The sequence below is a fragment of the Micromonospora sp. SD19 genome, from assembly GCF_054462275.1.
The window spans coordinates 209382-229711 of sequence record NZ_JBTLMN010000008.1 but is presented as its reverse complement, the minus strand read 5'-3'; the positions used below and the strand labels follow the sequence as shown (position 1 = coordinate 229711).

Here is a 20330-nt window from a genome sequence, read left to right as displayed (position 1 = left end):
TTGTGGAGTTTTCCTTCGCTTCAGTCCAGGGGTCTTGAAACTTCTATTCAGGACCGGGTTGACTGTCGTCCATGCGTACCCGCAGACGATCCGCCCGCCGCACCGGCGTCCTGCTGCTGACGCCACTGCTCTCGCTGGCCGCGCCGCTGCCGGCCACCGCCGCCCCGCCGGCCCCGTCCACCGTCGCCCCGTCCACCCTCGCCGAGGACGCGCCGTCCGCGTCGTCGTGGCCGTTCGGTTCCGTCGGGCTGGTCACCGACCCCGCCGCGACCGCCTCGACCTCGGCCACCGACGGTCTGGAGCCGGCCGGCGGACTGGAGACCACGAAGACCACCCGACCGGTCGCCCCGGGCGTGCAGCTCACCTCCTTCGACCGGTACGACGCCGACGGCTGGCTGCGCGCCGACGCCCTCACCACCGACCTCGCCGGTGGGTCCACCGTCGACTACGTCAACTCCGGGGCGGTCAGCCGGGCCGAGCCCCTGCGCACGGCGGCGGACGCCACGCGGGCTGTCGCCGCCGTCAACGGTGACTTCTTCGACATCAACAACTCCGGTGCCGCCCAGGGCGTCGGCATCCGCGACGGCGAGCTGATCCAGTCGGCGGTCGGCGGCCACCACAACGCGGTGGCGGTCACCACGAGCGGGCTCGGCCGGGTGATCGAGGTGAACTTCGACGGCAGCGCCACCCTGCCCACCGGGCCGGTGCCGCTGACCCAGTTCAACAACATGGTGCAGGCCGACGGCATCGGCGCGTTCACCGAACTCTGGGGGACGTACTCCCGGCAGCGGGCGGTGGAGGGCGCGGCCCGGGTGGTCGAGGTCACCGTCTCCGGCGGTCGGGTGACCGGGGTGAGCGCTGTGGCCGGCAGCGGACCGATCGCCGCCGGCAGCACCGTGCTGCTCGGCCGGGACGCCGGTGCGGACGCCCTCGCCGGTCTTCGCCCCGGTGACCCGGTGACGGTGGCCTGGCGTCCGAAGCCGTCCGACGGCAGCAGCCTGCACGCTGCCGTCGGAGGCGGCAACGTGCTGGTCCGCGACGGCGTCGTCCAGAGCATCGCCGACCCGACGCTGGCTCCGCGCACCTCCGTCGGCTTCAGCGCCGACGGGCGAAAGATGATCATGTTGACGGTGGACGGCCGGCAGGTCGACAGCCGCGGCGTGACGCAGACCGAGATGGGCCGGATGATGGCCGAACTCGGTGCCCATCACGCGCTCAACCTCGACGGTGGCGGCTCGTCCACGCTGCTGGCCCGGGAGCCGGGCGCACCGGCTGTGCAGGTGGAGAACGGCCCGTCGGACGGGACCGAGCGGGCCGTGCCCAACGGCCTGGCCATCTACGCGCCGAAGGGCAGCGGCCGGCTCACCGGCTACTGGGTCGAGACGGCCAGCGACCCCACCGCCGCCCCGGGCATCTCGCCGGTGCGTGGTGGCCGGCCCGACCGGGTCTTTCCCGGTCTGACCCGCGTCCTCACCGCCGCTGGTTACGACGAGACGTACGGCCCGGCGGCCGGCGCCCCCAGCTGGCGGGTGACCCCGGCGGTACGCGGCCGGGTCGGCGGTGACGGGGTGTTCCACGCCGGCACACCGGGGGCCAGCACGGTCACCGCGGCACGTGGCCGGGCCACCGGCTCGCTGGGTCTCACCGTGCTCGGCCCGCTGACCCGGATCGGCGCCACCGTGCCGCGCGTCGGGCTGACCGGGCGGGACGGCAACGCGGTGGTCGGCGTGGTCGGGTACGACGGCGACGGCAACACCGCGCCGATCGAGCCGGCCGACCTGACCCTCGACTACGACAGGGACCTGCTACGGATCACTCCGACCGCGGACGGCAACCTCGCGGTCAGCGCGCTGCGGGACACCGGCTCCGCCCTGGTCACCGTGCACGTCGGACGGAGCAGCACCGTCCTGCCGGTCACCGTCGGGCTGACCGACGTGCCGGTGGCCGGCTTCGACGACGCCGGATCCTGGCGGTTCAGCCAGGCCCGCGCCAGCGGGTCGGTAGCGCCGGCGCCGGGACACACCGGCACGGGCCTGCGGATGACGTACGACTTCAGCCAGTCCACCGGCACGCGGGCCGCGTACGCCGACCCGCCGGCCTGGATCGAGGTGCCCGGCCAGCCGCAGGCGTTCGGCATGTGGATCCACGGCAACGGCACCGGGGAGTGGCCGAGCCTGCACCTGCACGACGCCCAGGACACCCAGCACGTGCTGCGCGGCCCGCTGATCACCTGGACCGGCTGGCGGTACGTGGAGTTCGCGGTGCCGGCCGGGGTGCAGTACCCGGTGCGGGTGCGCCGGTTCTACGTGGCCGAGACGAACGCCGCGGCGCAGTACACCAGCGAGGTGATCATCGACGACCTGGTGGCGAAGGTGCCCCCGACCGTCGACGTGCCGGCGGTGCCGCCGCGTACCGATCGGGTGGTGGTCCGCGACGGCACCGTGGACGGCGCGCCGTGGCGGTTCGCGGTGCTCTCCGACGCCCAGTTCGTCGCCGCCGACCCGGACAGTGACCTGGTCGCCCAGGCCCGCCGGACGCTGCGCGAGGTCAAGGCCGCCAGGCCGGACTTCCTGCTGATCAACGGTGACTTCGTGGACACCGCCTACCCGGCCGACTTCGCGCTGGCCAAGCGCATCCTCGCCGAGGAACTGGGCGATGCCCTGCCCTGGTACTACGTGCCCGGCAACCACGAGATCATGGGCGCGCCGATCAGCAACTTCGAGGCCGCCTTCGGTGCCACCTCACGGGTGTTCGACCACAACGGCACCCGGTTCGTCACGCTGAACTCGTCCACCGGGACGCTGCGCGGCGGAGGCTTCGACCAGGTGCGGATGCTGCGCGAGACGCTGGACGCGGCGGCCACCGACCGACGCGTGGGTTCGGTCGTCGTGCTGCACCACCACCCGGCGCGCGACCCCAGCCCGGCGCAGGCCAGCCAGCTCGGTGACCGCAAGGAGGCGGCGCTGCTGGAGCAGTGGATGGCCGACTTCCAGCACCGCACCGGAAAGGGCGCGCTGTTCGTGGGCGGGCACGTCGGCACGTTCCACGCCGACCGGGTGGACGGGGTGCCCTACGTCATCAACGGCAACGCCGGCAAGACGCCATCCACCCCCGCCGACCAGGGCGGCTTCACCGGCTGGACGGAGTTCGGCGTGGACCCGGTCACCCCGGCCGAGGCCGAGCGCGCTCGCCGGGACCCGCTCGCCGAGGGGCCGGCCTGGGTGGACGCGGAGTTCCACGCGCACGCCGACCGGCTCACGGTGACCGCCCCGGCCAGCGTCGCGGTGGGCACCCCGGTGTCGGTCAGCGCCACGCTGACCCAGCCCGGCGGGCGTACGGTCCCGGTGGCCGCGCCGGTCAGCGCCGACTGGTCCGGGTCGCCGCAGGTGCACATCGGCTCGGCGGCGGGGGTGCGCCAGTGGCACACCGCCCGCTTCGACCCGGCCACCGGCACCCTGACGGCACTGCGGTCCGGCGCGCCGATACGCCTGATTGTCACTGTCAACGGCCTCAGCGCCGAGGCCACCATCGCCCTCACCCGGTGAGCAGCGGGCGGGGCCCTTCCGGCGCGGAGGGCCCCCGCCCGGGGCTCAGAAGTCCCCCTCGGCCACCTGGAAGACGGTGAGGCCGAGGGCCCGCCACATCTGGACCACCTGGACGCGGTCGTCGAAGACGCCGGCCACCCGGTAACGGTCCCGGATCTCCCGGTCGTAGATCTCCCGCTTGACGATCGAGTCCTTGCGGGAGTCACCGACCGCCCGGAGGTGCAGACCCAGGTAGGGCACTCGTACGTGCCGGGCCAGCCAGGCCTCGGTGGCCGCGCGGGCGGAGGCGTCCCGCCCCGAGCAGAAGACCACCCCGTACCCGGCGGCGTGCATCGCCCGGACCGCCGCGATCACCGCCGGGTTCGGCTGGTCCTCGCCCACCCGGGTCATGTCGTACGGGCTGCGGGAGACGGCCAGCGCGACGGTGCCGTCGATGTCCACCAGAACGATCTCCGGTGGCTCGGTCGACGACGGGTGCACGGTTCCGGGGCGTCCGGTACGTGCCTGTGGCACCGGCAACGGCAGGGTGCGCCCCCGCAGGTACCGCTCGTGCAGCCGGCGGATCGCGTCCGCACCCACCTGGTCGGCGGCCGGACGGGCGGCGTCGCGGCGCAGGCACTCGTCCAGCGGGACGTCGGTGAAGTCGTGCACCTCGAACTGCGCGCCGTGCCGGGCGGCCAGGTCGGCCCAGCCCCGCAGGGTCCGCGAGCGCAGGTTGGTGTCGTCCACGCAGACGTCCGCGCGGGCCCGCAGCAGCGCCTCGACCTGAGCCTGCTGCACGGCGGTCACCTGCGCCTCGGCCCACTGGGTGAACAACCGTTCGCCGTGCAGCATCCGGCGCAGGTCGTCCCGGTTGACCCGCGCGACGGACGGCTGGAGCGTGCGGGCGAAGGTCGTCTTGCCCGAGGCGGGCAGTCCCCGGGTGGCGATCAGGCGGGTCATCGACGCACCTCCGGCTCGACGGGCGTACCCCGGCCGGGGTACCGGGCGGCGGTCCGCCGGGTGCGCGAATGCCCCGTCGGGCGGTGGGAATGCGGACGGGTAGGCACGTGTTGACGATGCCGGACGAGGTGTGCGGCCCGATTACCGGGTCGGCTCAGGCCCATGGCACACTGGTCAATCGGCCACCGGTTCCGGTTCACGCCCGAGCCCGTCGCGTACGGCGCGACGAGCGATGACGGCGACCCGGCGACCACCAACGAGAGGACCGAGGCGAGATGAAGGCAAACATCCACCCGGAGTACGTGACCACCGAGGTCAGCTGCTCCTGTGGCAACACGTTCACGACCCGCAGCACCGCCAAGGGCGGGGCGATCCACGCCGAGACCTGCAGCGCCTGCCACCCGTTCTACACCGGTAAGCAGCGCGTTCTCGACACCGCCGGCCGGGTCGCGAAGTTCCAGCAGAAGTACGCCAAGGTTCAGGCCAAGAAGGCCAAGTAGCTCCTCGTTCGGCGCCCGCGTCCGGTTTTCCGCCGGACGCGGGCGCCGTCCGCATTTCCCTCAGTTTTCCGCCCGGCCGCTGGCCCCCCGGCCCGGCCCGGTCGTCGCGCACCGTCGAAGGAGCATCCGCAGCATGAGCAGCGAGCGTCTGGCCGGCCTTCTCGACGAGTACGCGCAGCTGGAGAAGCGGTTGGCCGACCCGGCCATCCACGCCGACCAGGCCACCGCGCGCAGGGTCGGCCGCCGGTACGCCGAGCTGGTGCCGCTGCACAAGGCCGCCGACGAGTTGGAGCAGGCCCGCGCCGATCTGGCCGCGGCTCGCGAGCTGGCCGCCGAGGACCCGTCCTTCGCGGGTGAGGCGGAGTCCATCGCCGAGTCCCTGCCGGTGCTGGAGGAGCGCCTCGCCGAGCTGCTCATTCCGCGCGACCCGCACGACGCCAAGGACGTGATCGTCGAGATCAAGGCCGGCGAGGGTGGCGAGGAGTCGGCGCTGTTCGCCGGTGATCTGCTGCGGATGTACACCCGCTACGCCGAGCGGCACGGTTGGGTCACCGAGGTGATCGACGCGCAGGATTCCGACCTGGGCGGGGTCAAGGACGTCTCCCTGTCGATCAAGACCAAGGGTGTGCCGGAGGGCGGCAACGGCGTCTGGTCGCGGCTCAAGTGGGAGGGCGGCGTACACCGGGTGCAGCGCGTCCCGGTGACCGAGTCGCAGGGCCGGATCCACACCAGCGCCGCCGGGGTGCTGGTGCTGCCGGAGGCCGAGGACGTCGACGTCACCATCGACCAGAACGACCTGCGCATCGACGTGTTCCGCTCGTCCGGCCCGGGCGGCCAGTCGGTCAACACCACCGACTCGGCGGTGCGGATCACCCACCTGCCGACCGGCATCGTCGTCTCCTGCCAGAACGAGAAGTCCCAGTTGCAGAACCGGGAACAGGCGATGCGGATCCTGCGGGCCCGGCTGCTCGCCGCCGCGCAGGAGCAGGCCGACGCCGCCGCCTCGGACGCGCGCAAGGCGCAGGTACGCACTGTGGACCGCTCGGAGCGGATCCGCACCTACAACTTCCCGCAGAACCGGATCACCGATCACCGGATCGGCTACACCGCGTACAACCTGGACCTGGCGCTCGGCGGCGAGCTGGACGGGGTGCTGGACGCCCTCACCGAGGCCGACCGTGCCGCCCGGCTCGCCGGCGACACCGAGCTGACCCGCCGCTGAGCACGGCGCTCGACCTGGTCGCGGCGCTCGACCCGCCGCTGATCGGGGCGGGCCGGGCGGTCAGCTCGCGCGGGGGCGGGTCTTGGCGCGGAGCATCTCGCGGTCGGCCTGCTCGAACGCGACGCTGAGCGCGTCGCGCAGCCCGCTGCCACCGGAGACCTCGGCGAAGCCGATGCTCACCCCGACCGGGGTGCCCGGCACCAACGATTCCCAGTCCTCCAGTCGGACCGCTGCCTCGATCCGGCGGGCCACCTCGGCGGCCTCGGCCATGCCGGTGTCCGGCAGCACCACCACGAATTCGTCACCGCCGTAGCGGGCCACGAAATCGCCCCGGCGCATCACCCGGTTGATCACGCCGGCGATGCGTTGGAGCACCAGGTCGCCGGAGTGGTGCCCGTGCCGGGTGTTGACCGCCTTGAAGCCGTCCAGGTCGCAGACGCCGATCACCACCCGGTCGCCGCGGGTGACCACAGCGGTGATGTAGCGCTCCAACCGGCGGCGGTTGGGCAGCCCGGTGAGCGGGTCGGTCAACGCCTCGCCCTCGAAGCGCGCCGCCTCGCGGCGCATCTCCTCGTGGTCGATGCGGGCGGCGATGCCGTCGATGTACACGTCGCGCAGCCGGTCGTTGCGCTGCGCGGCGAGCCGGAACGCCAGCCGGTCGGCCCGGTGCGCGGCCAGGTGGTCCCCGGCGCGGGTCAGCGCGATGCTGCGCAGTCGGGCCGGCTCGGCCGCCCCGAGCGTCTCGTTGGACACCTGGACGGTGTCCAGTCGGGCGACCGCTTCGATCGGTCGACCGTCGGCGACCGCGAGGCACACCTGCCCCAGTTGACGCAGGTCGCGGGCACGGGCGCTGTCCCCACCGTGGCTGATCAACCGGGCTGGCTCGGTGCCCTCGGTCGCCACCTGGTCGCCGAGCGCGGCCTGTCGGGCGGCCGCGTAGCCGTACGCGGCGAGGCTGCTCGGGCGCAGCTGCCCGGCCCGCCCGGCGCGAACGAAGCGGGCCAGGTCGGCCGCCACGTCCCGCAGCACCCGCAGACAACCGTCGCTGTCGCCGTTGTGGTCCAGGGCCACGGCGTTGCGCAGCCGGATGCCCGGTGCGGCGAACGTCTCCTCCGGGATCCCGGCGGTCAGCCCGAGCTGCCGGGCCCGCTCGATGGCGCCCAGCGCGTACCCGTGGAAGCTCAGGTAGCTGTAGGCCATGGCCAGGTCGTGCCAGCCCCAGGCGGTGTCCCGGTCCGGGTCGGCGACGGCGCCCAGCGCGCGGGCCGCTCGGACGAGGTGCATGACGCAGCGGTCCAGCGCTCCCTGGTGGTGCGCGGCGAGCGCGGCCAGCGCGTTGAGGTGACCGTGCAGGTACGGCTCGGCGAGGTCGCGGACGGCCGCCGACGCCTCCTCGATGGCCCTGGTGAACTCCGCGGTTCGACCGAGATTGATCAGCGCGGAGAGGCGCTGCACCATGGCGTCCGCTCGCGCCGCCGGGTCGTTGGTGGTGCGGATCACCCGCTCCAGCAGGACGTACGACTCCGCGGAGCGGCTGGCCTCCTGCAACGCCCGGGCGTGCGTGAGGGCGTCAACCTGGTCCTCGACCCGGTCGAGCCAGCCCACCCGCCAACCTCCTGTCGTGCGCGCCAGGGCGCACCTGTTCGTCACGTCGCCCGCGACGCTTCATGATTATGTCGTGAGTACTTTGCCGCAACACCCCCCCGAAGGGACAGGCCCGGTCCGGCCGTCCGCCGCGGTGGCCCGGGCGGCCCGCTCGCTCGCCGCCGCCGGGGTCGGCTCCGCCCGGGTGGAGGCCGAGTTGTTGGCGGCGTACGTGCTGGGGGTTCCCCGGGGCCGGCTGGCGCTCGCCGACGACCTCAGCGGCGACCAGCTGGTGCGGCTCGACGAGCTGACCCGCCGCCGCGCGGCGCGTGAGCCGTTGCAGCACCTGACCGGTCGGGCCGGGTTCCGGCACCTGGAGCTGTCGGTCGGCCCGGGTGTCTTCGTGCCCCGGCCGGAGACCGAGCTGCTGGCCGGCTGGGGCATCGAGCAGGCCCAGGGTCGGCCGGAGCCGCTGGTGGTGGACCTGTGCAGCGGCTCGGGCGCGATCGCCCTGGCGGTGGCCCAGGAGTTGCCGGCGGCGCGGGTGATCGCTGTGGAACGGTCCCCGGCGGCGCTGACCTGGCTGCGGCGCAACGCGGCGGAGCGGGCGGCCGCGGGGGACCGGCCGATCGAGGTGGTCGAGGCCGACGTGACCGCGCCGGACCTGCTGGCCGAGCTGGTGGGCCGGGTGGACGTGCTGCTGTGCAACCCGCCGTACGTGCCGGACGACGTGGTGGTCCCGCCCGAGGTGGCCGGGCACGACCCGGCGGAGGCGGTCTTCGGTGGCGCGGACGGTCTGGTGGTGATCCGGCCGGTCGTCGCCCGGGCGGCGGTGCTGTTGCGCCCTGGAGGCGTGCTCGGCGTCGAGCACGACGACACCCACGGGGTGGCGGTGCCCGGGCTGCTCGCCGAGGACGGCGGCTTCACCGCCGTGGCGGAGCATCCGGACCTCACCGGGCGTCCCCGCTTCGCGACTGCGTCCCGACGGGCGGACGGCCAGCGGGCCTAGATCGGGGCGGCGTGGCAGACTGACTCCTCGTGATGCTCTACGACTGCCGGTCGCCCGCCGATCGGGACCGCGGCATCGCTGCGGCGATCGAGGCGGTCAAGAACGGCGAGCTGGTTGTTCTTCCGACCGACACGGTGTACGGGATCGGCGCGGACGCGTTCACCCCGTACGCGGTGAAGGCGCTGCTGGATGCCAAGGGCCGGGGTCGGCAGATGCCGCCGCCGGTGCTGATCGGCTCGCGGCACACCCTCGACGGGTTGGTCTTCTCGCTGCCCACCGCCGCCCGGGACCTGGTGGAGGCGTTCTGGCCGGGTGCGTTGACGATCGTGGTCGAGCACTCGCCGAGCCTGCAGTGGGACCTGGGCGACAAGACCGGCACGGTGGCGGTGCGGATGCCGCTGCACCCGGTGGCGTTGGAGGTGCTGCGCGAGACCGGCCCGATGGCGGTGTCGTCGGCGAACAAGACCGGCCAGCCGGCCGCTGTCACCGCCAACGAGGCGCGTGATCAGCTCAGCTACTCGGTGCGGGCCTATCTGGAGGCCGGGCCGTGCCCGGACCCGGTGCCCTCCACGATCGTGGATCTGACCGGTGAGGTGCCGCAGCTGTTGCGGGCCGGGGCGATCCCTCTGGAGAAGCTGCGCGACGTGGTTCCGGATCTCGTCGACGGTCGGGCGGTCTGAGTGCCCCCGTTCACGGTTCTGCACGTGTGCATGGGCAACATCTGCCGCTCGCCGATGGCGGAGCGGCTGCTCGCCCTGGCGGTGCGGGAGCGCCTGACCCGCCGTGGGCAGGACCCGGCCCAGGCCGAGGAGCTGGTGCACAGCCACAGCGCCGGCACGGGTGGCTGGCACGCGGGCGAGGAGATGAACCCGCCGGCGGCACGGCAGGTCACCGGCCGTGGCGGGGACGTGGCCGGGTTCGCGGCGCGCAAGCTGCGCTCGGACCACATCGACGCCGCCGACCTGGTCCTGACCGCCACCGCCGACCAGCAGGAGTACGTGGTGGCGCTCCGCCCGGACGCGGCGGCCCGCACGTTCGTGCTCGGCGAGTTCAGTCGGCTGCTGGCGGCGGTGGACGCCGCCGCGCTGCCGCCGGGCGACGCCACCCCGGAGGCCGTGTACGCCCGGGGCGTGGCAGTGGTGGCGGCGGCCCACGACGCGCGGCTGGGTACTTCGGCGCTGCCCACCGATGACCTGGACGACCCGTGGGGTCGTGGCGACCAGTGCTTCAGCCGGGTCGCCGACGAGATCGAGGAGACGGTCCACCCGCTGGCCGGCGTACTGCTGCCCTGAGCGTGGTGCGCGCTGCCGCCCGGGCGTGGTGCGAGTTTCCTCCGGGTTTGGGGAAAACCCGGGGCTAAAGGGGTGTTCCGGGTCATTCTGAACGGGTCCTAGCGTGACCGGCTCCTGCGGGGAGAGCTGATGATCCGGGCCCAACTCGACAAACTGCTGACCGTGGTGATCGCCGGCGTGCTGGCCGGGCTGGTGCTGGCCGCCGCCGCCCTGCCCGTCGCCCTGGTCTTCGGGATCGGCTTCAGCGCCCTGTCGACGCCGTACTCGGAGCTGCCGAACACACTCCGTACGCCGCCCACCGCGCAGCGGTCCAACCTCTACGCCAACGACGGCACCACCCTGATCACCTCCTTCTACCAGGAGGACCGGGTGGACGTGCCACTGCACGAGGTGGCCCCGGTGATGCGCCAGGCGATAGTGGCCGCCGAGGACGTCCGGTTCTACCAGCACAGCGGGGTCGACCTGCGGGGCGTGGTGCGCGCGTTCACCGTCAACAAACGCGACGGCCAGACCCGGCAGGGCGCCTCCACGCTGACCATGCAGTACGTGCGCAACGTGCTCAGCAACGACCCCCGACTCACCGAGGCCCAACGGGAAGCCGCCACCGAACTCACCACCGTCCGCAAGCTCCAGGAGATGCGGTACGCGCTCGCCCTGGAACGGGAGCTCGACAAGGACGAGATCCTGACCCGCTACCTCAACATCGCCTACTTCGGCGCCGGGGCGTACGGCATCGCGGCGGCCAGCAAGCGGTACTTCTCCCGGTCCCCGGCCGAGTTGACCCTGGCCCAGGCGGCGCTGCTCGCCGGCCTGGTGCGCTCGCCGGACAGCGACGACCCGATCAACGGCGACGCCGACAGCGCGGTGGCCCGGCGGTCGTACGTCCTGGAACGGCTGGTGGAGTCGGGGCAGGTGCCGGCGGACGCGGCAGCGGCAGCGCGCGCCGAACCCCTGCAGCTGCGACCCAGCGAGACCCCGAACGACTGCACCGGGGTGCCCGACGCGCACAACGACTGGGGCTTCTTCTGCGACTGGTTCACCCGCTGGTGGAGCAGCCAGTCCGCGTTCGGGGCGACCGCCGACGAGCGGCAGCGCGCGCTGCGCCGGGGCGGGTTCTCCATCGTCTCGTCGCTGGACCCGGGAGTGCAGCGGGCCACCACCGAGCAGGTGTTGAAGATCTATCCCATGAGCCGGGCCGAGGCGGTGCCCACCGCCGTCGTGCAACCGGGCACCGGGCGGGTGCTGGCGATGTCGGTGAACCGCGCGTACAGCGTGGCGGACAACCCGGTCGGGCAGAAGAACCACCCGAACACCGTCAACCAGTTGATCGCCGGCGGTGGCGCGATCGAGGGATACCAGGGCGGTTCGACGTTCAAGCTCTTCACCCTGCTGGCGGCGTTGGAGTCCGGCCTGCCGCTGTCGACCGAGTTCGTGGCGCCGACCCAGCTGCTCACCCGCTTCCCGGTGACCGGGGCGGCGAGTTGCGACGGCCGCTGGTGCCCGGCGAACGCCAGCCCGTCGTCGATGGACGGCCCCCGCACCATGTGGAGCGCGTTCGGCCGCTCGGTGAACACGTACTTCGCCTGGCTCACCGAGAAGGTCGGTGCCGACCGGGTGGTGGAGATGGCCGAGCGGCTCGGCATCGTGCTGCGGGCCAAGTCCGACGCCGAGCTGGCCCGCTACGGCGCGAAGGACTGGGGTCCGTTCACCCTGGGCGTGGCCGCGACGACCCCGCTGGACCTGGCCAGCGCGTACGCGACGGTGGCGGCCGAGGGGACCTCGTGCGCGCCGCTGCCGGTGGTCTCGATCGCCGACTCGAACGGCCGGCCGGTCGACGCCGCCAAGCCGGACTGCCGGCAGGTGCTCGACGCCGACGTGGCGCGGGCGGCCACCGACGCGGCTCGCTGCCCGGTCGGGGACCAGTCGATGTACGGGCGCTGCGACGGTGCCACCGCACCGGGGCTGCGGGCGAAGCTCGGCCGCCCGGTGGCCGGCAAGACCGGCAGCTCGGAACGGTACGAGACGGAGACGGTGGTGGCGTTCACGCCGCAGCTCGCGGTCGCCTCGATGGCCGCCAACCCGGACGATCCCCGCGACGCGGTCGGTCAGGCGGTGCAGGCCCAGATGGTGAACGCGGTCGGTGCGGTGCTGTCCTACGCCCTGCGCGACGAACCGGTCCGCGACTTCGTCCCGCCGAGCGAGCGAACGGCCTTCCAAACCCAACCCCAAGCCGGCAACTAACCCCCCGCACCTGTCACCCACGCGATCTTGCACTTTCTGCCCAGACAAAAGGCGCGAAAGTTCGTGATTCGACGACAGGAAGTGCAAGATCGCCGGGTAGGGGGGCGGGGCGGGCGACGTCAGCGGGGTTGTTCGGCGTTGCGGGCGATGTTGCGGGCCATCCCGCCGAAGACCACAGCGTGGAACGGGGCCACCGACCCCCAGTAGGCGTGCCCGGCGAGGCCGCGTGGCAGGAAGACAGCGCGTTGCTGGTAGCGGCTGCGGCCGTCGTCGGTGGGTAGCACGCGCATCTCCAGCCAGGCCCGGCCGGGCAGCCGCATCTCGGCACGCAGTCGCAGCAACTCGCCCGGGACGATCTCCTCGACCCGCCAGAAGTCCAGCGCCTCACCGACCTGGAGGCGGTGCGGGTCGCGTCGACCCCGCCGCAGCCCGACCCCACCGACCAGCCGGTCCAGCCAGCCCCGGATCGACCAGGCGAGGGGGAAGGAGTACCAGCCGTGTTCGCCGCCGACGCCCTCGACGACCCGCCAGAGCGCCGCCGGTGGGGCGTCCACCACCCGCTCCCGGACGTCGGTGTAGGCGGTGCCGCCGGACCAGTCCGGGTCGCTGGGCAGCGGCTCGGCGGGCGCGTCCGGGCCGCTCGCGGTGGACCAGCGGGTCTCCACCTGGGCGTCGCGTACCTTGGCCAGCGCAAGCGCCACCGCCTGGTCGAACCCGGTCAGGCCGTCGGGCGGGTCCGGGACGTAGCGGGCGATGTCGTGTTCGTGGGCGACCGCCTCGTGGATCAGGCTCTCCACCAGCGGGCGGGCGATCTTGTTCGGCACCGGGGTGACCAGACCGACCCAGTGCGACGAGAGCGACGGGGTGAGCGGACGGACCGGCACGATGACGCGTCGGCGCAGCTCGGCCACCCGCGCGTAGCGCTGCATCATCTCGCGGAAGGTCAGCACGTCCGGCCCGCCGACGTCGAAGCCCCGGTTGACCTCGGCCGGCAGATCGGCGCAGCCGGCCAGGTAGCGCAGCACGTCGCGGACCGCTATCGGTTGGATCCGGTTGTGCACCCAACGCGGAGTGACCATGACGGGCAGTCGCTCGGTCAGGTAGCGCAGCATCTCGAACGACGCCGAGCCGGACCCGATGATCACCGCGGCCCGGAGCACCGCCGTGGGCACTCCGCTGGCCAGCAGGATCCGGCCCACCTCGGCGCGGGAACGCAGGTGCGGGGACGGCACCTCAGCATCGGAGGCCGGTTCCGGGCCGCCCAGGTAGACGATCCGCCGGACGCCGGCCGCCCGCGCCGCCGCCGCGAAGTTGGTCGCCGCCGCCCGGTCGGCCGCCTCGAAGTCGGACCGGCCCAGCGAGTGCACCAGGAAGTACGCGACGTCCACGTCGGCGAACGCGGCGGCCAGCGTCTCCGGTCGGCTCAGGTCGCCCTCGACGATCTCGGCCGCCGAGGCCCAGGGGACGTCGCGCAGCCGCACCGCCTTACGGGCGAGGCAGCGCACGGTGTGCCCGTTGGCGAGCAGCAGCGGCGTCAGCCGCCCGCCGATGTAGCCGGTCGCTCCGGTGACGAGGCATCTCACGGGTCCCAGTCTGCTGCCCCCTAGACTCGTTTGCTGTGGAGACCGAGACGAGCACCTTCTGGGGGCCGGATTTCGCCCAGCTCAGGGCCACCGATCCGGAGATCGCCGGGGTGGTCCTCGGCGAGTTGGACCGGTTGCGGGGCGGCCTGCAGCTGATCGCCAGCGAGAATCTGACCTCGCCCGCGGTGCTGGCGGCGCTCGGTTCGACGCTGACCAACAAGTACGCCGAGGGCTACCCGGGCCGGCGCTACTACGGCGGCTGCGCCGAGGTGGACCGGGCGGAGGAGATCGGCATCGCCCGGGCCAAGGAGCTCTTCGGGGCCGAGCACGCCAACCTCCAGCCGCACTCCGGGGCGAGCGCCAACCTGGCCGCGTACGCCGCGCTGGTGCAGCCGGGGGACACGGTGCTGGCGATGGACCTGCCGCACGGCGGGCACCTCACCCACGGCAGCCGGGTGAACTTCTCCGGCAAGTGGTTCCACCCGGTCGGCTATCCGGTCCGGCCGGACACCGAGCTGATCGACTACGACGAGGTACGGGACCTGGCACGGGCGCACCGACCGAAGTTGATCATCTGTGGGGCCACCGCCTACCCGCGCCTGATCGACTTCGCCCGGTTCCGGGAGATCGCCGACGAGGTCGGCGCGTACCTGATGGTGGACGCGGCGCACTTCATCGGCCTGGTCGCCGGCCGGGCGATCCCGTCGCCGGTGCCGTACGCCGACGTCGTCTGCGCCACCACCCACAAGGTGCTGCGTGGCCCGCGCGGCGGCATGATCCTGTGCCGCGAGTCGTTGGCGCAGCGGATCGACAAGGCGGTCTTCCCGTTCACCCAGGGCGGCCCGCTGATGCACGCGGTCGCGGCCAAGGCGGTCGCGCTGCGCGAGGCCGCCCAGCCCGAGTTCCAGACGTACGCCCGGCAGGTGGTCAGCAACGCCCAGGCGCTCGCCGCCGGGCTGGCCGACGAGGGGATGCGCCCGGTGTCCGGTGGCACCGACACCCACCTCGCCCTGATCGACCTGCGGGAGCTGGGGGTGACCGGCACCGAGGCCGAGCGTCGCTGCGACGCCGCCTCGATCACCCTGAACAAGAACGCGATCCCGTACGACCCGCAGCCGCCGATGGTGGCCTCCGGCATCCGGGTCGGCACACCGAGCGTGACCACGCAGGGGATGCGCGAGGGGGAGCTGCGCCAGGTGGCGACGATGATCGCCCGCGCGGTGCGCACCGATCCCGGCACTCCGGGCGGGGCTGACCAGCTGACCCGGCTCGGCGCCGAGGTGGCCGAGCTGGTCGCGACGTTCCCGGCGTACCCCCGTGGCTGAGCCCGGGGTGGTCGAGCCGGACACCGACCGGCGGTGGCGGCTGCGGCACCTGCCGGTGCTGCTGGCCGCGTCGGCGGTGCTGGCCGCGGTCGCCGCGCTGGTGGGCGGGGTGACCGGCGGTCTGACCGGGGCGCTCGGCGCGGCGGCCGGCGTGGGTGTCACGGTGTTCAGCTACACCCTGACCACTGTGGTGCTGGCCCGGGCCGACCAGATCAACCCGCAGTTGCTGCTGCCGCTCGGCGTGGGGCTGTACGTGCTGAAGTTCAGCCTGCTGGGTGGGGTGCTGGTGGCGGTGGCGTCGACCGGCTGGTCCGGGTTGATCCCGCTTTGCCTCGGCATCGTCGCCGGGGTGGCAGTGTGGACGGCGGTACACATCTGGTGGCTGACCACGGTGCACGCTCGTCGGGCGCACAGCTGACCTGACGGTCGTCCCACTTTTCGGACGCGCCGCAATGTGTCGGCCTCCGGTCATTTTCCGACGGGCGGAAGGGGAGTAGCGTGCCCACAGACGACGGCGCCCACGAGAAGCCCACACAACGACGGTTGTGCGGGGGGTGAGGCACAGCCTCGTCTTCCCGGCTGATATCGTTCGCCCCGTCATGGCTGGTGACCAAACCCCCCGTCCCGCCGGTGAACCGGACGATTATCCGTCCGGCGCCGGTCAGGGTTGGACCGCGCTCAGCTACCTCGTCGGAGGCATGCTCGTGTGGGGTTTCATCGGCTGGTTGGTTGACCAGTGGCTCGACACCGGTGGCGTCGCCACCGGCATCGGAGTCGTGCTCGGTATGGCCGGGGGGATCATCCTGGTCGTTCGCCGGCTCGGCACGCCAACTTAGGAAGGGACGCGGTGTTCGGACAGGCGAACGTTCTGGCAGCGGGCCAGGCGGGATTCCCACCCACGGTGGACGACTTCTACCTGCCCAGCATCCTGCCCTGGGGTCAGGACTCAATCTGGTTCACCAAGATCACGGCGATGGTCTGGATCGCGGTCGGCGTCCTGATCATCTTCTTCCTGGCGACCTACCGGAACCCGCAACTGGTACCGACGAAGAAGCAGTGGTTCGCCGAGTCGATCTACGGCTTCGTGCGCAACAACATCGCCGTCGACATGATCGGTCACCAGGGGGTGCGGTTCGCCCCGTACTTCACGACCCTGTTCTGCTTCGTGCTGCTGACGAACGCGTTCGCGATCATCCCGTTCTTCCAGATCTCGCCGAACTCGCACATCGCCTTCCCGGCGATCCTCGCGATCATCAGCTACGTGCTGTTCAACTACATCGGCATCAAGAAGCACGGCTTCGTCAAATACTTCAAGAACTCGCTGATCCCGCCGGCACCGTGGTACATCCTGCCGCTGCTGATCCCGATCGAGCTCTTCTCGACCTTCATCGTCCGGCCGTTCTCGCTCGCGGTTCGTCTCTTCGCGAACATGTTCGCCGGTCACATGCTCCTGCTGGTCTTCACGCTCGGCGGTTTCGCGATGCTGAGCGCCAACGCCTGGCTGGCTCCGGTCTCGGTGCTCTCCTGGGTGATGACCATCGCGCTCACCTTCCTCGAGTTCCTGGTGATCTGCCTGCAGGCATACGTCTTCACCGTCCTCACCGCCAGCTACGTGCAGGGCGCGCTCGCCGACGAGCACTGATCCACCGCACCAACCGTTGTCGTCCCGCGTGAGAGTCACGCGTGATAACCAGGAGGAACCACACCAATGGACGCTAGCGTTCTCGCCGAGGTCACCGGTAGCACCGCTGCCATCGGCTACGGCCTCGCCGCCATCGGCCCCGGCATCGGCGTCGGCCTGGTCTTCGCCGCCTACATCCAGTCGACCGCCCGCCAGCCGGAGTCGTCCCGGATGACCCTGCCGTACGTCTGGATCGGCTTCGCCGTCATCGAGGCGCTGGCGCTGCTGGGCATCGCCTTCGGCTTCATCTGGGCCGGTTCGGCTTCCTGATCCCGCCCCTAGACCGGGAGGCAATCATGTACTTCCTCGCCGCTGAGGGTGGTGAGTCCGCCCACAACCCGATCATCCCGCTCTGGCAGGAGGTCGTGGTCGGTTCGGTGGCCTTCGCCGTGCTCTGCTTCGTGTTGATGAAGTTCGTCTTCCCGCGCATGGAGCAGACGTTCCAGGCTCGGGTCGACGCGATCGAGGGCGGCATCAAGCGCGCCGAGGCCGCCCAGGCCGAGGCGAACCAGCTGCTCGAGCAGTACCGTGCCCAGCTCGCTGAGGCCCGGACCGACGCCGCCAAGATCCGTGACGACGCGCGGGCCGACGCCGAGGGCATCCGGCAGGACATCCTCGCCAAGGCGCGGGAGGAGTCCGACCGGGTCATCCAGGCCGGCAAGGACGCGCTCGCCGCCGAGCGGGCCACCATCGTGCGCGAGCTGCGCGCGGAGGTCGGCACCATCGCGGTGGACCTGGCCAGCAAGATCGTCGGCGAGTCGCTCGCTGACGAGGCACGGCGCAAGGGCACCGTCGACCGGTTCCTGAGCGGTCTCGAGAGCACGGGGGCCCGCTGATGCAGGCCGCCAGCCGGGAGTCGTACAAGATCGCGGCCGAGCGCCTCGACGAGTACGTCCGCGGCGCGGAGCCGTCGGCGGTGGCCTCCACCGCCGACGCCATCCTCTCCGTGGCGTCCCTGCTGCGGCGGGAGCCGCGGCTGCGTCGGGCGCTGTCCGAGCCGGCCCGTTCCGGTGCGGACCGCGGCGCGCTGCTCGGCGACATGCTGGGTGGGCGGATCGGCGCCGACGCGCTCGACCTGCTCGTCTCGCTGGTCTCCGGCCGTTGGTCGGCACCGTCGGAGTTGCTCGACGGCACCGAGCGCCTCGGCGTGGAGGCGCTGCTCGCCAGCGCCGACAAGGCCGGCGAGCTGGGCGAGGTCGAGGACGAGCTGTTCCGCTTCGGCCAGGTCGTGGCCGGTCAGCCGGCGCTGAGCAACGCGCTCGCCGACCCGGTCGCCCCGATCGAGCAGCGGGCCACCCTGGCCCGCGAGCTGCTCGCCGACAAGGCCCGTCCGGTCACCGTCCGCCTCGTCGAGGCGGCGCTCGGCGGGTTCGGGGGACGCTCCTTCAGCGGAGCGCTCACCCGGCTGGTCGAGCTGGCCGCCGACCGGCGTGACCGGCAGGTGGCGTACGTGACCGTCGCGGCCCCGTTGAGTGACGAGGACGAGCGTCGGCTGGGTGCGAGCCTCACCGCGATATACGGTCGAGAGGTGTCCGTCAAGCAGACGGTCGACCCCGCCGTCCTCGGTGGCGTGAGCGTCCGGGTCGGCTCCGACCTGTACGACGGCACCATCCTGCGCCGCCTCAACGAGACCCGCAACGCGCTCGCGAAGCGCTGAACGGCTTCGCCGCCCAGCGCCCGGATTGACAGACGCCATTCGGACCGGTTGGTACTAGGTATCCCGGGCCCCTGAATTTTAAGGAAGCAGAGGATGGCCGAGCTGACCATCTCGACGGAGGAGATCCGCGGCGCCCTGGAGCGCTACGTCTCCTCCTACACGTCCGACGTCTCCCGCGAGGAGGTCGGCACCGTCGCCGACACCGGTGACGGCATCGCCCACGTCGAGGGCCTGCCCTCGACCAAGACCAACGAGCTCCTGGAGTTCGAGGACGGCACGCTCGGCGTGGCGTTGAACCTCGACGTGCGGGAGATCGGCGTCGTCGTCCTCGGTGACTCCGCCAAGCTGGAGGAGGGGCAGCGGGTCAAGCGCACCAACCGGGTGCTCTCGGTTCCGGTCGGTGACGCCTTCCTCGGCCGCGTGGTCAACGCGCTCGGCCAGCCGATCGACGGGCTCGGCGACATCGCCGACGAGGGCTACCGCGAGCTGGAGCTGCAGGCTCCGAACGTGATGTCCCGGCAGTCGGTGTTCGAGCCGCTGCAGACCGGCATCAAGGCGATCGACGCGATGACCCCGATCGGTCGGGGCCAGCGGCAGCTGATCATCGGTGACCGGAAGACGGGCAAGACCACCGTCGCCCTGGACGCCATCCTCAACCAGCGCGACAACTGGCGCACCGGCGACCCGAAGAAGCAGGTTCGCTGCATCTACGTCGCCATCGGCCAGAAGGCCTCCACCATCGCCTCGATCAAGGGGCAGCTGGAGGAGGCGGGCGCGCTGGAATACACCACCATCGTCGCCTCGCCGGCGTCCGACCCGGCCGGCTTCAAGTACCTCGCCCCGTACACCGGCTCGTCCATCGGACAGCACTGGATGTACGGCGGCAAGCACGTCCTGATCGTCTTCGACGACCTGAGCAAGCAGGCCGAGGCGTACCGGGCCGTGTCGCTGCTGCTGCGTCGCCCGCCGGGCCGTGAGGCGTACCCGGGTGACGTCTTCTACCTGCACTCCCGCCTGCTGGAGCGCTGCGCGAAGCTCTCCGACGAGCTGGGTGGCGGCTCGATGACCGGTCTGCCGATCATCGAGACGAAGGCCAACGACATCTCGGCCTTCATCCCGACCAACGTCATCTCGATCACCGACGGCCAGATCTTCCTGGAGACCGACCTGTTCAACCAGGGCGTTCGTCCGGCGATCAACGTCGGCACCTCGGTCTCCCGGGTCGGCGGCGCCGCCCAGGTGAAGCCGATGCGCAAGGTCGCCGGCTCGCTGCGGCTCAACCTGGCCCAGTACCGCGAGCTGGAGGCGTTCGCCGCCTTCGCCTCCGACCTGGACCGGGCCTCCCGGGCCCAGCTGGACCGCGGTGTCCGGCTGGTCGAGCTGCTCAAGCAGCCGAACTACTCGCCGTACCCGGTGCAGGAAGAGGTCGTCTCGGTCTGGGCCGGCACCGAGGGCAAGCTGGACGACATCCCGGTGGGTGACATCCGGCGCTTCGAGGCCGAGTTCCTCCAGTACCTGCGGCACAAGCACGAGGGTGTGCTGGCCGGGATCGCCGACAACCAGTGGGGCGACGACATCGTCAGCTCGCTGGACACGGCGATCACCGAGTTCAAGCAGGTCTTCCTCAACAAGGACGAGGAGCGTCGGGTCAACGACGCGCCGGCCGCGCCGCTTGAGGGCGACGAGAACCGCGAGACGGTGACCCGCTTCCGCGACGGCGCGACCGACCGCCCGGCCGAGAGCTGATCT

Annotated in this window: 17 protein-coding genes and 1 pseudogene; 15 read left to right on the top strand and 3 right to left on the bottom strand. The window is 72.1% G+C overall.

Annotated elements, in window-relative coordinates; translation table 11 throughout:
• Positions 1-71: 71 nt before the first annotated feature.
• Positions 72-3545, top strand: coding sequence for a phosphodiester glycosidase family protein (locus ACX27O_RS24660; protein ID WP_358133040.1), 3474 nt, complete (start codon positions 72-74; stop codon positions 3543-3545).
• Positions 3546-3590: 45 nt separating this feature from the next.
• Here ACX27O_RS24660 and ACX27O_RS24655 read toward each other — a convergent pair whose 3' ends face one another.
• Positions 3591-4487 carry a phosphatase domain-containing protein gene (locus ACX27O_RS24655; RefSeq protein WP_030333148.1) on the bottom strand — a complete coding sequence of 299 codons (897 nt, stop codon included), beginning with the start codon at positions 4485-4487 and terminating at the stop codon, positions 3591-3593.
• 275 nt (positions 4488-4762) lie between these two features.
• Here ACX27O_RS24655 and rpmE point away from each other — a divergent pair, with 275 nt between their 5' ends.
• A complete protein-coding gene (rpmE, locus tag ACX27O_RS24650) occupies positions 4763-4987 on the top strand; it encodes a 50S ribosomal protein L31 (protein WP_030333150.1) in 225 nt (74 codons plus the stop codon).
• A 133-nt stretch (positions 4988-5120) separates the two neighbouring features.
• The gene (gene prfA, locus ACX27O_RS24645) at positions 5121-6209 is read left to right on the top strand and encodes a peptide chain release factor 1 (RefSeq protein ID WP_030333152.1); all 1089 of its coding nucleotides are present in this window, start codon (positions 5121-5123) and stop codon (positions 6207-6209) included.
• Positions 6210-6269: 60 nt separating this feature from the next.
• Here the strand turns inward: prfA and ACX27O_RS24640 are convergent, their stop codons facing one another.
• A complete protein-coding gene (locus ACX27O_RS24640; protein ID WP_358125171.1) occupies positions 6270-7814 on the bottom strand; it encodes a GGDEF domain-containing protein in 1545 nt (514 codons plus the stop codon).
• A 73-nt stretch (positions 7815-7887) separates the two neighbouring features.
• Between ACX27O_RS24640 and prmC the strand changes: the two genes are divergently transcribed.
• The 4 genes and pseudogenes from prmC (at position 7888) to ACX27O_RS24620 (ending at position 12335) form a co-directional block, all read left to right on the top strand.
• Complete coding sequence (gene prmC, locus ACX27O_RS24635) at positions 7888-8802, top strand: peptide chain release factor N(5)-glutamine methyltransferase (protein WP_030333155.1); 915 nt, start codon at positions 7888-7890, stop codon at positions 8800-8802.
• Positions 8768-9482: pseudogene (locus ACX27O_RS24630) on the top strand (L-threonylcarbamoyladenylate synthase). Before prmC ends, ACX27O_RS24630 begins: the two are co-directional and overlap by 35 nt.
• The gene (locus ACX27O_RS24625; protein ID WP_030333159.1) at positions 9483-10094 is read left to right on the top strand and encodes an arsenate reductase/protein-tyrosine-phosphatase family protein; all 612 of its coding nucleotides are present in this window, start codon (positions 9483-9485) and stop codon (positions 10092-10094) included.
• A gap of 129 nt (positions 10095-10223) precedes the next feature.
• Positions 10224-12335: a transglycosylase domain-containing protein gene (locus tag ACX27O_RS24620; protein ID WP_030333161.1), complete on the top strand. Its 2112-nt coding sequence runs from the start codon at positions 10224-10226 to the stop codon at positions 12333-12335.
• Between the two features lie 119 nt (positions 12336-12454).
• Here the strand turns inward: ACX27O_RS24620 and ACX27O_RS24615 are convergent, their stop codons facing one another.
• Positions 12455-13918, bottom strand: coding sequence for an SDR family oxidoreductase (locus ACX27O_RS24615; protein ID WP_030333163.1), 1464 nt, complete (start codon positions 13916-13918; stop codon positions 12455-12457).
• Positions 13919-13953: 35 nt separating this feature from the next.
• Here ACX27O_RS24615 and ACX27O_RS24610 point away from each other — a divergent pair, with 35 nt between their 5' ends.
• The 8 genes from ACX27O_RS24610 (at position 13954) to atpA (ending at position 20327) form a co-directional block, all read left to right on the top strand.
• On the top strand, positions 13954-15243 hold the full coding sequence (locus ACX27O_RS24610; protein WP_030333165.1) for a serine hydroxymethyltransferase: 1290 nt from the start codon (positions 13954-13956) through the stop codon (positions 15241-15243).
• The gene (locus ACX27O_RS24605; protein ID WP_030333167.1) at positions 15236-15661 is read left to right on the top strand and encodes a hypothetical protein; all 426 of its coding nucleotides are present in this window, start codon (positions 15236-15238) and stop codon (positions 15659-15661) included. Before ACX27O_RS24610 ends, ACX27O_RS24605 begins: the two co-directional genes overlap by 8 nt.
• A 181-nt stretch (positions 15662-15842) precedes the next feature.
• Entirely contained in the window at positions 15843-16079 is a 237-nt protein-coding gene (locus tag ACX27O_RS24600) for an AtpZ/AtpI family protein (protein WP_030333169.1), read from the top strand.
• Positions 16080-16090: 11 nt separating this feature from the next.
• A complete protein-coding gene (gene atpB, locus ACX27O_RS24595; protein WP_030333171.1) occupies positions 16091-16885 on the top strand; it encodes a F0F1 ATP synthase subunit A in 795 nt (264 codons plus the stop codon).
• A 66-nt stretch (positions 16886-16951) separates the two neighbouring features.
• The gene (locus ACX27O_RS24590; RefSeq protein WP_030333173.1) at positions 16952-17194 is read left to right on the top strand and encodes an ATP synthase subunit c family protein; all 243 of its coding nucleotides are present in this window, start codon (positions 16952-16954) and stop codon (positions 17192-17194) included.
• Positions 17195-17220: 26 nt separating this feature from the next.
• On the top strand, positions 17221-17760 hold the full coding sequence (locus tag ACX27O_RS24585; protein WP_030333175.1) for a F0F1 ATP synthase subunit B: 540 nt from the start codon (positions 17221-17223) through the stop codon (positions 17758-17760).
• Complete coding sequence (locus tag ACX27O_RS24580) at positions 17760-18581, top strand: F0F1 ATP synthase subunit delta (protein WP_030333177.1); 822 nt, start codon at positions 17760-17762, stop codon at positions 18579-18581. The genes ACX27O_RS24585 and ACX27O_RS24580 overlap by 1 nt, the downstream gene beginning before the upstream one ends.
• Before the next feature lie 93 nt (positions 18582-18674).
• Entirely contained in the window at positions 18675-20327 is a 1653-nt protein-coding gene (atpA, locus tag ACX27O_RS24575) for a F0F1 ATP synthase subunit alpha (protein WP_030333179.1), read from the top strand.
• Positions 20328-20330: the final 3 nt, after the last annotated feature.

What these genes read in the sequence shown, in the direction of transcription:
- prfA (WP_030333152.1), top strand. Translation starts at nt 5,121, where the DNA reads ATGAGCAGCGAGCGTCTGGCCGGCCTTCTCGACGAGTACGCGCAGCTG.
- atpA (WP_030333179.1), top strand. Translation starts at nt 18,675, where the DNA reads ATGGCCGAGCTGACCATCTCGACGGAGGAGATCCGCGGCGCCCTGGAG.
- ACX27O_RS24585 (WP_030333175.1), top strand. Translation starts at nt 17,221, where the DNA reads ATGTACTTCCTCGCCGCTGAGGGTGGTGAGTCCGCCCACAACCCGATC.
- ACX27O_RS24590 (WP_030333173.1), top strand. Translation starts at nt 16,952, where the DNA reads ATGGACGCTAGCGTTCTCGCCGAGGTCACCGGTAGCACCGCTGCCATC.
- rpmE (WP_030333150.1), top strand. Translation starts at nt 4,763, where the DNA reads ATGAAGGCAAACATCCACCCGGAGTACGTGACCACCGAGGTCAGCTGC.
- ACX27O_RS24600 (WP_030333169.1), top strand. Translation starts at nt 15,843, where the DNA reads ATGGCTGGTGACCAAACCCCCCGTCCCGCCGGTGAACCGGACGATTAT.
- ACX27O_RS24620 (WP_030333161.1), top strand. Translation starts at nt 10,224, where the DNA reads ATGATCCGGGCCCAACTCGACAAACTGCTGACCGTGGTGATCGCCGGC.
- ACX27O_RS24655 (WP_030333148.1), bottom strand. Translation starts at nt 4,487, where the DNA reads ATGACCCGCCTGATCGCCACCCGGGGACTGCCCGCCTCGGGCAAGACG.
- ACX27O_RS24580 (WP_030333177.1), top strand. Translation starts at nt 17,760, where the DNA reads ATGCAGGCCGCCAGCCGGGAGTCGTACAAGATCGCGGCCGAGCGCCTC.
- ACX27O_RS24660 (WP_358133040.1), top strand. Translation starts at nt 72, where the DNA reads ATGCGTACCCGCAGACGATCCGCCCGCCGCACCGGCGTCCTGCTGCTG.